The following is an 11763-nucleotide window of genomic DNA, read 5'->3' on the forward strand; positions in this document are numbered from 1 at the left end:
TTCAGACGCCTTCGAGCTGGCGCGAGAGCGTCGCGTGGAACGCATCGGCAAAGCGGTTCAGCCGCGCCTCGATCCGGTTCACGCTATGGCTGAAGCGGTTGTACGCGATGACCGCCGGGATGGCGGCGAACAGGCCGATCGCGGTCGCGAACAGTGCTTCGGCGATACCCGGCGCGACGACGGCAAGCGACGTGTTCTGTTCGGACGCGATCGCGGTGAACGAGCGCATGATGCCCCAGACCGTGCCGAACAGCCCGACGAACGGTGCGACCGACCCGACCGTCGCCAGCACGTTCAGCCGGTCGGCCAGCGTCTCGCTTTCGTCCGCGACGCTCGACGCCATGGCGGTGGCGAGGCGCTCGCGCGTGCCGTCGCGGTCGATCTGCTTCGACGCGGTCGAGCGGCGCCATTCGCGCACCCCCGACGAAAAGACGCGGGCGATCGCCGTATCGCGCGATCCCTGCAACCGGTGGAACGCGTCGATATCCTCGGCCTGTTCGAACTCGACCTCGAACCGGTCGATGTCGCGGCGCACTTTCCGCGCGCGCACCAGGAAGCCGACGATGATCGCCCAGGTCCAGACGCTGGCGGCAAGCAGGCCCAGCATCACCGCCTTCACCACCCAGTCGGCTTGCAGGAAGAGCGCGACCGGCGACATCGTCGCGGCGTCGGTGTTCACGAAAACGTCCATCATGCCCCTTTATCGGTTGCGACCAGCGCGGTGAACGTCTCGACCCACGCCGCCGGCTGGCGACGCGGCCGCCCGGACGGGGCCACGAACGCGACCTCCACCCGTGCCGACGCCAATAGAAGATCGTCGCGGATGACTCTCTGCTGAATATCGACCGCCGCCGCGCGCACGCGCTCGACGGTACTGACCACGACCAGCGCATCGTTCAGCCGCGCGGGCGCTTTCCAGTCGAGCTGCATCGACCGCACGGCATAGGCGCCCTCGCCCGTTTCATGTGCGGTGCGCTGATCGATCCCGGCGATCATCAGCATGTCGCTGCGCGCGCGTTCGAAATAGCGAAGATAATTCGCGTGATAGACGACGCCCGACAGATCGGTGTCCTCGAAATAGATCCGGACGGGAAAGCGATGCGTGCCGCCGACGAAGCGGCCGCCGGCCGGCTGGTCGGGGTCGGTCATTTGTCCGCTTTAACCATCGGGGGCAGCGGGGGAAAGGGGGCAGCGACCGCCTGCGCTCAATCGACCGGCGGTTCGGTGGCGACGGTGACCTGCGTGAACCCGGCCGACTGGGTGAGGTAGATCATGCCGCCGATGATGCGATAGGGCGCGGCGGTCTTTCCGGTAACGACCAGTGTGACGGGACGATGCTTGTCCCCCCTCGCGTTCAAAGCCGCCGACATCGCCTCCCGTTCGTCGGGAAGGACGAACGTCGCCTTGTCGATGGTAACGTGCGCCGTCGCTTCGCTAGCCATTTCGACACCGATCATCAGCGGCGTCGGGGTTTCGGCCCCTACCGGCGTTGCGATCACGCCGATCGCGGCCGACGACAACAATATCCGCTTCATGGCATTCCCCTCAATCGAACAGCCCGTCCTGCAATCCTGCGGGCGGTTCGAACCCCAGATGCTTCCAGCCGCCCGCGTTCAGGCAGCGCCCACGCGCGGTGCGGGCGATCATGCCGATCTGGATCAGATAGGGTTCGATCACTTCCTCGATCGTGTCGCGCGGTTCGGACAGTCCGGCGGCCAGCGTCTCGACCCCGACCGGTCCGCCACGATAGATGTCGGCGATCATCGTCAGGTACCGCCGGTCCATCGCGTCGAGGCCCTTGGCATCGACCTCCAGCCGATTGAGCGCCGCATCGGCGGTGCGCGCATCGACGATCTCGACGCCTGCGACATTGGCGAAATCGCGCACCCGGCGCAGCAGCCGCCCGGCGATCCGCGGCGTCCCCCGCGCCCGCCGCGCCACTTCGGTCGCGCCGTCCTTGCCGATGCCAAGACCAAGCAACCCGGCGGCACGAGTGACGACGCGGGTCAGTTCGTCGACGGTGTAGAATTGCAGGCGGATCGGAATGCCGAACCGGTCGCGCAAGGGGGTGGTCAACAACCCCTGCCGCGTCGTCGCGCCCACCAATGTAAAGCGCGGCAAGTCGATGCGGACGCTGCGTGCCGACGGCCCCTCCCCGATCATCAGGTCGAGCGCGCGGTCCTCCATCGCCGGATACAGCACTTCCTCGACCGCCGGATTAAGCCGATGGATCTCGTCGATGAATAGCACGTCGCCATCCTCGAGATTGGTCAACAGCGCGGCGAGGTCGCCCGACTTGGCGATGACCGGGCCGGAGGTGGCGCGGAACCCCACCCCCATCTCGCGCGCGACGATCTGCGCCAGCGTCGTCTTGCCCAAGCCCGGCGGCCCGAAGAACAGGACGTGGTCGAGCACGTCGCCCCGCCCCCGCGCCGCGTCGATGAACACGCGCAGATTCTCGCGCGCCGCCTGCTGTCCGACGAATTCGTCGAGCGCCTTGGGCCGCAGCGCGGCGTCGACATCGTCGGGGCGGCGGATCGGGGTGGTGATACGGTCGTCGGTCACGCCCGTTCCCTAGCTGTTCGCGCGGGGGCGGTCGAGGTAGCTTGTGGGCCGGTGGTTACAGCCACACATCCCGCGGCGCGATCGTCACCGTTCCATCGGGCGCGATCCGCTGCGCATCGCAACGCATCAGTGCACTGTCCACGAAGCGCGGGTTGCGGCAACGCGGTACCGCCTGCATCCGGGCTAGGTCGCGCGCACGGTAGACGGTGGTACGATAGATATATTGCCCCGCAGCCTGCTCGACCGCGCAGGCGATGGCGATGCGATCTCCCTGCCGTGCAACCTCCGGATCGGTGCAGTCGCGCTCGATCGGACGACGGCGTCCGGCGACGTCGTCCACCGCCATGCGCAGCCCCTCGCGCGGGTCGTTCGGAGCGGCGACATAATAGGGCCGCAGCAACAATCCGGCGCGCTGCCGTGTCACGATGTCGCTACCGTCGAAATTGACCGGCGGATTGCGCATGGTGGCGAAGCTGGGATCGACCACCGGCAGGCCCAGCGCGGCAACGCTATGCGGTCGGGGCGTGCAGCGCCGGACATAGGCGCCGGCCGGTCGTGCGGCACCGGGACGGGTTGCGAGGACATACAGCCCCGCCTTTATCCCAGGACAGTCGTCGGTGGCGATGACATGGGCGCCCGGCGCACGCTTGGCAGCCGCTGCCCCGACCAGCGCCAACGGATCGGAGGCACTTTGCAGGATCAGCCATTCGCCACCATTTCCCAGGGCCATCGACGGTACGCTTAGCATGGCCGCCAGCAATACCCCCGCAATTCGCCTGCCGATCATAAGCCGCTTTCCCGTTTCACCGCCGCCAGTTCCGAATTCTGTCGACCCTGCAGATGCGCCCCGGCCGTCCCGTCGGCACGGTCCGTCGTCAGCGCGACGCCTTCCGCAGCGCCAGCCTCACCAGCGCGTCGAGGCTGGAGTCCGCGCCCAGCTCCTCTGCCGCCTTGCCGACGGCCGTTGCCGCCTCGGCTGGCTTGAAGCCCAGGTTCAGCAGCGCCGACACCGCGTCGCCCTCCACCCCGTCGCCGCCCGCCGCCGGGGCGATCGCGCCGGGACCGATGGCGATGCCGCCGACCTTGTCCTTCAATTCCATCGCGATGCGCTGCGCCAGTTTCGGGCCGACGCCGTTGGCACGGGCAATGCTGGCCTTGTCGCCGCGGGCGATCGCGGTACGGACTTCCTCGGGCGACAGCGTCGACAGGATGCCGAGCGCCACCCGCGCGCCGACGCCCTGTACACCGGTCAGCAGGCGGAACCAGTCGCGCTCGTCGGCGCTGGCGAAGCCGACGAGGCGGATGAAGTCCTCCGCGACCAGCATCTCGGTGTGGATCGTCACGCTGCCGCCGACCGACCCGAGCGCCTGCAGCGTCCGCGAGGATGCGCCGACCAGATAGCCGACGCCGTTCACGTCGATGACCGCGTGGTCGATGCCGGAGACGGACAGCGTGCCTTTGAGATGGGCGATCATGGGTGGTTTCCGTGAGAATGACGTATCCCCGCGCAGGCGGAAATCCGGGGCGACGATCGATGCCGGTTCTGCTGGGCCCTGGGTCCCTGCCTGCGCGGAAATACGGTCTTAGCTAGGCTCACGCCCCGATCCCCGTCGATCGTCGCGCCCGTGCCTGTGCGCTGGCGAGGTGATGCGCGTGGGTAATCGCCACCGCCAGCGCGTCGGCCGCGTCCGGCCCGGACAGCTTCACGCCCGGCAGGAGATGGCTGACCATCGCCTGAATCTGCTTCTTGTCCGCGCCGCCGGTGCCGACCACCGCCTTCTTGACGATGCTCGGGTGATATTCGCCGATCGCCAGCCCGGCGGTCGAGGCGGAGAGCAGCACGACGCCGCGCGCCTGCCCCAGCTTCAATGTCGATTGCGCGTTGCTGTTGCCCAGCACTTCCTCGACCGCCGCGCCATCGGGGCGTTCGGTGCGGATCACTTCGCCGAGTGCTCCGAACAGCAGGGCCAGCCGACGGGGGAGTTGCATCGACGGATCGGTGCGAATCTGGCCGTTGGCGATGTGGCTCAAACGGTTGCCATCGGCGCGGATCATGCCCCAGCCGGTGGTGCCTAGGCCGGGGTCGAGGCCGAGGATCAGCAACCGCACATCCTCCCCATCGCAGATGGGGAGGGGGACCGCGCGAGGCGTGGTGGAGGGGGCGGCGGCGCAGCCGACGCTGACGCGTCGGCCCCCTCCACCAGCCTGCGGCCGGTCCCCCTCCCCAAGTACGCTTGGGGAGGATTTGGACTCAACCCAGCTTCTCCATCACCTCGTCGGACACTTCGTAATTGCCCCACACCGTCTGGACGTCGTCATCGTCGTCAAGCGCGTCGAGCAGCTTGAACAGCGTCGCGGCATCGTCTTCGCCGACCGCGACCATCGTCTGCGGCCGCCACGCTAGCTTCGCACCTTCCGCTTCGCCCAGCACCGGCTCCAAGGCCTTGGCAACTTCGTGCAGATCGCCAACCGCAGTCCAGATTTCGTGACCGTCCTCGCTCGACGTCACGTCCTCGGCCCCGGCTTCCAGCGCCGCTTCGAACACCTTTTCGGCATCACCGGCCTTGGCCGGATAGTTGATCAGCCCGACGCGATCGAACCCATGGCTGACCGATCCGGCGGTGCCGAGGTTGCCGCCATTCTTCGACACGGCAGTACGCACGTTGGTCGCGGTGCGGTTGCGGTTGTCGGACAGCGCCTCGATGATGAGCGAGACCCCCGCCGGGCCGAAGCCTTCGTAGCGGATTTCCTCGTAATTCTCCATGTCGCCTTTAGACGCCTTGTCGACTGCGCGTTGGATATTGTCCTTGGGCATCGACTGCGCCTTGGCGGCGTTGATCGCCGCGCGCAGGCGCGGGTTCATGTCGGGATCGGGCAGGCCCATCTTCGCCGCGACGGTGATTTCGCGGCTGAGCTTGCTGAACATGCCCGACCGCTTCTTATCCTGCGCACCCTTGCGGTGCATGATGTTCTTGAATTTGCTATGGCCTGCCATCGGTGCCTCTTTAGGTTCTTGCCTGCTCTAGCCCCGAGCGGCGTTATGCGCCAGCGCGTCGATCTTCGCCTCCAGCGCCGCCAGCCGGTCGATCACGTCGGTATCGAGCTTGGCATGCAGCGCGAGGATGTCGATCTCGGCGCGCAGATTGGTTTCGTAGTCGAGCCGCGCCGCCAACCGGTCCTTTTCCGACTGCCGGTTCTGGCTCATCATGATGACCGGCGCCTGGATCGCGGCCAGCGTCGACAGCATGAGGTTGAGAAAGATGTAGGGGTACGGATCGAACGCCAGCCCGAAATGCGACAGCACGTCGGAATTGAGCAGCATCCAGCCCAGCAGCACCACCGTGAAGGCGATGATGAACCCCCACGACCCGCCAACCGCCGCGACCCGGTCCGCCAGCCGATCGCCGAAGGTCGAGCGCAGGTCCGATTCGTCGGCGGCGTCGCGGCTGACCGGCGTGCCGCGTTCGATCGCGGACAGGACATGGGCCTCTTCCTCGCCATGCGGATCGCCATGCCCTTTCAGCAGGCGCGTCGCGAAGTGGAAGACGCTGGCCATGTCCCTGCCCCCTTGTCCGGCGTTAGATGCCGAGCGCGGTCTTGTAGGTTTCGAGGAGCATGTCCGCTTCGTCGCGGTGGTGCTTTTCCATGCGGCGCAGCCGGATGATCGTGCGCATCGTCTTCACGTCGAACCCGGTCGACTTGGCTTCGCCATAGACGTCCTTGATGTCGTCGCTGATGCCCTTCTTCTCTTCTTCCAGGCGCTCGATGCGCTCGATCAGCAGGCGGAGCTGTTCCGCCGAAACGTTGTCGGTCATGGGTTCCCCTTACGATGGTCAAGAATTCGTGAACGGGCGCGCCTAGCCGATCCGCGCGTCCGCCTCAACCGATCAGCGGGGTTCGGTCATCGACGGCGGGTCGCTCGCCGGGAAACTGTCGTCGAGCGCTTCGTCCAGCGCCGCATCGGTGCGGTTCTTTGCCACGCTTTCGTTCATGCGCGCGATCTGTTCGGGGGTGGCGGGCAGCTGGTGCGTCGCCTTCCACTGCGCATAGGGCATGCCATAGACCGCCTCGCGCCCTTCCTCCTTCGACATGCCGGCCGCTTCGCCCAGCCAGTCGCCGAGGCAGTTCCGGCAGAAACCGGCAAGGCCCATCAGGTCGACATTCTGCGCATCGGTCCGATGCTGCAGGTGGCGGACCAGGCGGCGGAAGGCGGCGGCCTGCGCCGCCTCGCTGATGGAATCGATTGTCGTCATAGCTGTGGTCCTAAAGGTTGATCGTTTACGAATAAGCCTTAGAGGCAGGCGCGCAACGCCCGGAGAGTGATAATGACCAAGGCCATCAGCCCCCGTTCGCGCAAGGTACGCGTCCTCGCCACGCTTGGCCCCGCCAGCAACACGTCCGAAATGATCGCGAAGCTGTTCGAAGCCGGCGCCGATGCGTTCCGGGTGAATATGAGCCATGGCGACCAGCAGTCGAAGGTCGCGGTGATCGAGGCGATTCGCGGGCTGGAGCGGGAATATGGCCGCCCGACGACGATCCTCGCCGATCTTCAGGGGCCGAAGCTGCGCGTCGGCCGCTTCGCCGAAGGGCGCGTGATGCTCGAAGCCGGGCAGCGCTTCACGCTCGACCGCTCGAACGAACCAGGCGACGCGACCCGCGTCGAACTGCCGCACCCGGAGATCTTCGCGGCGATCGCCCGCGACGCCCGACTGCTGCTCGACGACGGCAAGCTGGTGCTGCGCGTGCTCGACCATGACGACGACAAGATCGTGACCGAGGTCGTGGTCGGCGGTGCGCTGTCGAATTCGAAGGGGCTGAACGTCCCCGACGTCGTGCTGCCGATGGCGGCGCTGACACCCAAGGACATTTCCGACCTGCACTTCGCGGTCGAACAGGGTGTCGACTGGATCGCGCTGTCGTTCGTGCAGCGTCCCGAAGATCTGGCCGAGGCCCGCAAGCTGATCCAGGGCCGGGCGGCGCTGCTCGCCAAGATCGAGAAGCCTTCGGCGGTCGCGCGGCTGGAGGAGATCGTCGAACAATGCGACGGCGTGATGGTTGCGCGCGGCGACCTGGGCGTCGAACTGCCGCCGCAATCGGTGCCGCCGCTGCAGAAGCGCATCGTCGAAACCGCCCGCCGCCTCGGCCGTCCGGTGGTCGTCGCGACGCAGATGCTCGAATCGATGATCACCTCGCCTTCGCCGACCCGCGCCGAAGTGTCGGACGTCGCGACCGCGGTTTATGACGGTGCCGACGCGATCATGCTGTCGGCGGAAAGCGCCGCGGGCAGCTGGCCGGTCGAATCGGTCGCGATGATGAACGACATCTCGCACGCCGTCGAACGCGATCCGGCGCATGGCGACCGCGTCCACTTCACCGTGCTGCGCCCCGACCCCACCACTGCCGACGCGCTGGCGGAGGCCGCCAAGAACATCGCGGCGACGGTCGATGCGAAGGCAATCCTGTGCTTTACCAAGTCGGGTTCGACCGCACGCCGCATCGCGCGCGAACGTCCCGCGGTGCCGATCATGGTGCTGACGCCGCAGCTCGACACCGCGCGCCGGCTGGGGCTGCTATGGGGCGTCCACGCCGTCCACACCCGCGACGTGGGTTCGTTCGAAGAAATGGTGGCGAAGGCCAAGCGCATGCTGCTGCGCCACAACATCGCCTCGGCCGGCGACCGGGTGGTGGTGTGCGCCGGCGTGCCGTTCGGGACGCCGGGGTCGACCAATGTGCTGCACGTCGTGCAGATCGTCGGTGACGAGCTGAAGAACTATCGCGGGCAGGAAGCGTAACCCAAAGTTCCCCCCCGGCACGGGGAGGGGGACCGCCGCGAAGCGGTGGTGGAGGGGAATTTCCAAGCAGCGCACCGCCTGCTGAAGTCCCCCTCCACCATCCTGCGGATGGTCCCCCGCCCCGTGACGGGGAAGATTTAGGCGCCCTCGACTCTCACATCCACGTCCAGTTCCTCCTCGCCGGCGCCCATCCGCACGCCGGCGATCGGCGCAGCACCGGCCGCATCCAGCGCCACCGCGACCCGGACATGGTCCAGCCCCGACCGCCCGCCAATCGCCGGATCGAACGCATACCAGCCGCCGGCGACATAGGCTTCGGCCCACGCATGCGGCGCGGCGGTGCGGCGCTCGTCATCACCCGACAGGCTGTATCCCGACACATAGCGCGCCGGCACACCGCGCGCCCGCGCAGCGGCGATGAAGATCTGCGCCATGTCACGCGGCCCGAGCCGCTCGTCGCCCGCCGCCTCAATCGCGGTGCGGATCGTTGGCGTCGGTCGTCGGTCGAGCGACCAGCGGGCGTGGATCGCCGCCGCCAGCGCGGTCATCGCGGGCAGGTCATCGCCCTGCCCCAGCCCCTCGATCACCGCATCGGCGCGGGTCAGCGACGTCACCCGGCGGAACAGCTCGGGCGGAAACGGTTCGTCCGTTCCCTTGATCGGGCCATCATCCTCGGTCAGCAACGCCTCGCCCGACACGGTCAGCAGCAGCGTTTCGACCGGCCCTTCGGCATAGAGCATGCGGGTGATGTTGCCGTATCCGTCGATGCTGTCGCGCAGCCGCGCGTCGCAATCGACGTCGATCCGCCAGTTCACCACCGTCTGGTGACTGGTATCGGCGGGAAAGAGGCGCAGCAGCTGGACGATGCGCGCCTGCGGTTCGGTGAAGCGATACCGCGTCTCGTGGTGGACCGACAGCCGCATCAGATGAAACGGAACTGGCGGGCGATCGCGGCGTCGAGCATCGCATTCTCCCGGATGAAGGCATTCAGATATTCATGCAGGCCGCTGACGATGACCTCGTGCGCGCGCGTCTTCTGCATCCGCGCCAGCCGGGCGCGGGCCATCCGGTCGGCCTCGCCCTGAAAGCCGGTGCGCTTGCCCAGCATGTTCAGCATCTCGACCGTTTCGTCGACGCACGCCGCCAGGCTGCGCGGCACCTCGCCACGCGACAGCAGCAGTTCGATGACGTTCGCCGGTTTCAACCCTTCGCTATACAGCCAGCGATAGGCGGTGACCGCCGATACCGTCTGCAGGATCGTCGTCCATTGATCGCGGTCGATCGCACCGCCGACCGCCTCGCCTTCGGGCAGCAGCAGGTGATATTTGACGTCGATCAGCCGCGCGGTGTTGTCGGCGCGCTCGATCGCCGCACCCAGCTGGACGAACCACGTCGCCTCGTTCTTCATCATCCGCTGGACGGCACCTTCGAACCCGCGCGCCTCGGCCTTGATCGCCTCGACCAGGTTCAGGATATCCTCGCCCTCCTCGCCGCGCGGCGCGTTGAAGACGATCCACGCACGGTTGATCGCGGTCCATGCGTCGCGGGTCAGCGCGGTGCGCACCGCCTTCGCATTGTTGCGCGCGGCGTCGAGGCACCACAGGATCGATCCGGCATGGCTGCGGTCGCAGGTCAGGAAGCGGGCGACCGATCCTTGCCCGACCGCCTCGCCGGTCGCGGCGAAACTGTCCTCGGTGTAGCTGACCGCCAGCGCGCTGGCCCATGCCGCATCGCCCGCCGGCCGCGACGACAGCGCATCCAGCCGCACCGTCGCCTCGACCAGCCGCGCGAGGAAATCGGCGCGTTCTACATAGCGCCCCAGCCAGTAGAGCGAGGCGGCAGTGCGCGAGAGCATCGCCATGTCAGCGTCCTCCCTGCGACTGGGTCATGCCGCCCATCGTCTGCGACTGTACCGGAGCGTCGTCCATCAGCACGAAACTGTCCTTGGTCCCACCGCCCTGGCTGGAATTGACGACCAGCGATCCTTCCTTCAGCGCGACGCGGGTCAGTCCGCCGGGCACCACCTGCACCGTCTGCGCACCGGTCAGCACGAACGGGCGGAAATCGACATGGCGCGGCGCCAGCCCCTGCTCGGTCAGCGTCGGCACGGTCGACAGCGCCAGCGTCGGCTGCGCGATATAGCGCTGCGGCTCGGCGATCAGCGCGCGGCGGAAATCCTCGATCTCCTGTTTCGATGCGGTCGGGCCGACCAGCATGCCATAGCCGCCCGACCCGTCGACCAGCTTCACCACCACTTCGTCGAGGTGATCGAGGACGTATTTCAGCGCCTGCGGCTCGCGGCAACGCCATGTCTCGACATTGGGCAGCAGCGGTTCGGCCTCGGCATAGAAGCGGACGATTTCGGGCATGTAGCTGTAGATCGCCTTGTCGTCGGCGATGCCGTTGCCCGGCGCGTTGACCAGCGCGACATTGCCCGCGCGATAGGCAGAGATCAGTCCGGGCACGCCCAGCAGCGATTCGGGGCGGAACACGACGGGATCGATGAAGTCGTCGTCGATCCGGCGATAGATGACGTCGACCCGCACCCGCCCGGCGATGGTCTGCATCCACACCACGTCGTCGTCGACCAGCAGGTCGGCAGGCTCGACCAGCTCGACCCCCATCGAATCGGCGAGGAAGCTGTGTTCGTAATAGGCCGAATTGAAGTGACCTGGCGTCAGCACGACGCAGGTCGGATGCGCGCCGGCGCCCGGCGGGGCGACCGAGCGCATCGTCTCCAGCAACCGGTCCGGATAGCTGTCGACCGCCGCCACGCGGAAATTGCGGAACAGTTCGGGGCACAGCCGGATCATCGCCTCGCGATTCTCCAGCATGTACGACACGCCCGACGGGGTGCGGGCATTGTCCTCCAGCACGTAGAACTCGTCCGGCCCGGTCCGCACCAGATCGATGCCGCAGATATGCGCCCACACGCCGTGCGGTGGACGGATGCCGGCGATTTCCGGCCGGAACTGCGCATTGCCGAAGATCAGGTCGGGCGGCAGCACGCCGGCCTTCAAAATGCGACGCTCGCCATAGATATCGTCGAGGAACGCGTTGATCGCCTGCGTCCGCTGGATCAACCCCTGCGACAGCCGCGCCCACTCATCCGCCATGAACACCCGGGGCACGATATCAAACGGAATGATCCGCTCCGCCGCCTCGCTGTCACCATAGACGGCGAAGGTGATGCCCAGCTGGCGAAAGGTCGCTTCGGCGGATTGCAGGCGGCGCTTCAACTCATGGGGCGGCACCCCGCGCATCCATCGTGCCAGTGCCGCCAGGTCGGTGCGCGGATGATCCGGCCCGCCATGTCCCCAGATTTCGTCGAACGCCTGCCCCATCCGTCCTCCAACGCAACCTGACGGTAAACGCTCCCTATGCTGCGCTGCGAAATGGATGGAGG

Annotated in this window: 15 protein-coding genes; 1 reads left to right on the forward strand and 14 read right to left on the reverse strand. The window is 67.1% G+C overall.

Annotated features, from left to right (window positions below; translation table 11 throughout):
* Position 1 precedes the first annotated feature (1 nt).
* From tolQ to MF610_RS04125, 11 genes are all read right to left on the reverse strand, one after another.
* Positions 2-691 (reverse strand): protein TolQ, encoded by a 690-nt coding sequence (gene tolQ, locus MF610_RS04075; protein WP_380870662.1) that lies wholly within the window; start codon positions 689-691, stop codon positions 2-4.
* Positions 691-1149 (reverse strand): YbgC/FadM family acyl-CoA thioesterase, encoded by a 459-nt coding sequence (locus MF610_RS04080; RefSeq protein ID WP_242192956.1) that lies wholly within the window; start codon positions 1147-1149, stop codon positions 691-693. The genes tolQ and MF610_RS04080 overlap by 1 nt, the downstream gene beginning before the upstream one ends.
* A 56-nt stretch (positions 1150-1205) precedes the next feature.
* Positions 1206-1535 carry a hypothetical protein gene (locus MF610_RS04085; RefSeq protein ID WP_242192957.1) on the reverse strand — a complete coding sequence of 110 codons (330 nt, stop codon included), beginning with the start codon at positions 1533-1535 and terminating at the stop codon, positions 1206-1208.
* A gap of 10 nt (positions 1536-1545) precedes the next feature.
* Positions 1546-2565, reverse strand: coding sequence for a Holliday junction branch migration DNA helicase RuvB (ruvB, locus tag MF610_RS04090; protein ID WP_242192958.1), 1020 nt, complete (start codon positions 2563-2565; stop codon positions 1546-1548).
* Positions 2566-2620: 55 nt separating this feature from the next.
* Positions 2621-3295, reverse strand: coding sequence for a hypothetical protein (locus MF610_RS04095; protein WP_242192959.1), 675 nt, complete (start codon positions 3293-3295; stop codon positions 2621-2623).
* A 145-nt stretch (positions 3296-3440) separates the two neighbouring features.
* Positions 3441-4040 (reverse strand): Holliday junction branch migration protein RuvA, encoded by a 600-nt coding sequence (gene ruvA, locus MF610_RS04100; RefSeq protein WP_242192960.1) that lies wholly within the window; start codon positions 4038-4040, stop codon positions 3441-3443.
* A 118-nt stretch (positions 4041-4158) separates the two neighbouring features.
* Positions 4159-4668: a crossover junction endodeoxyribonuclease RuvC gene (gene ruvC / locus MF610_RS04105; protein ID WP_242193589.1), complete on the reverse strand. Its 510-nt coding sequence runs from the start codon at positions 4666-4668 to the stop codon at positions 4159-4161.
* Between the two features lie 148 nt (positions 4669-4816).
* Positions 4817-5560: a YebC/PmpR family DNA-binding transcriptional regulator gene (locus tag MF610_RS04110; protein ID WP_242192962.1), complete on the reverse strand. Its 744-nt coding sequence runs from the start codon at positions 5558-5560 to the stop codon at positions 4817-4819.
* 27 nt (positions 5561-5587) lie between these two features.
* Entirely contained in the window at positions 5588-6121 is a 534-nt protein-coding gene (locus MF610_RS04115; protein ID WP_242192964.1) for a DUF1003 domain-containing protein, read from the reverse strand.
* Positions 6122-6143: 22 nt separating this feature from the next.
* Entirely contained in the window at positions 6144-6380 is a 237-nt protein-coding gene (locus MF610_RS04120) for a DUF2312 domain-containing protein (protein ID WP_055755283.1), read from the reverse strand.
* 72 nt (positions 6381-6452) lie between these two features.
* Positions 6453-6818: a DUF1244 domain-containing protein gene (locus tag MF610_RS04125; protein ID WP_242192966.1), complete on the reverse strand. Its 366-nt coding sequence runs from the start codon at positions 6816-6818 to the stop codon at positions 6453-6455.
* Between the two features lie 72 nt (positions 6819-6890).
* On the opposite strand from MF610_RS04125, the gene pyk reads away from it, so the two are divergent.
* Entirely contained in the window at positions 6891-8357 is a 1467-nt protein-coding gene (gene pyk, locus MF610_RS04130; protein ID WP_242192968.1) for a pyruvate kinase, read from the forward strand.
* 137 nt (positions 8358-8494) lie between these two features.
* Here pyk and MF610_RS04135 read toward each other — a convergent pair whose 3' ends face one another.
* Genes MF610_RS04135 through MF610_RS04145 form a run of 3 tightly spaced genes read right to left on the reverse strand, consistent with a single transcriptional unit; the run spans position 8495 to position 11701 of the window.
* Positions 8495-9280: a transglutaminase family protein gene (locus MF610_RS04135; protein WP_242192969.1), complete on the reverse strand. Its 786-nt coding sequence runs from the start codon at positions 9278-9280 to the stop codon at positions 8495-8497.
* Positions 9280-10212 carry an alpha-E domain-containing protein gene (locus MF610_RS04140; protein ID WP_242193592.1) on the reverse strand — a complete coding sequence of 311 codons (933 nt, stop codon included), beginning with the start codon at positions 10210-10212 and terminating at the stop codon, positions 9280-9282. The genes MF610_RS04135 and MF610_RS04140 overlap by 1 nt, the downstream gene beginning before the upstream one ends.
* Positions 10213-10219: 7 nt before the next feature.
* Positions 10220-11701 (reverse strand): circularly permuted type 2 ATP-grasp protein, encoded by a 1482-nt coding sequence (locus MF610_RS04145; protein ID WP_242192970.1) that lies wholly within the window; start codon positions 11699-11701, stop codon positions 10220-10222.
* Between the last annotated feature and the right edge of the window lie 62 nt (positions 11702-11763).

The sequence above is a fragment of the Sphingomonas hankookensis genome (genome assembly GCF_022664465.1).
Classification (GTDB): Bacteria; Pseudomonadota; Alphaproteobacteria; order Sphingomonadales; family Sphingomonadaceae; genus Sphingomonas; species Sphingomonas hankookensis.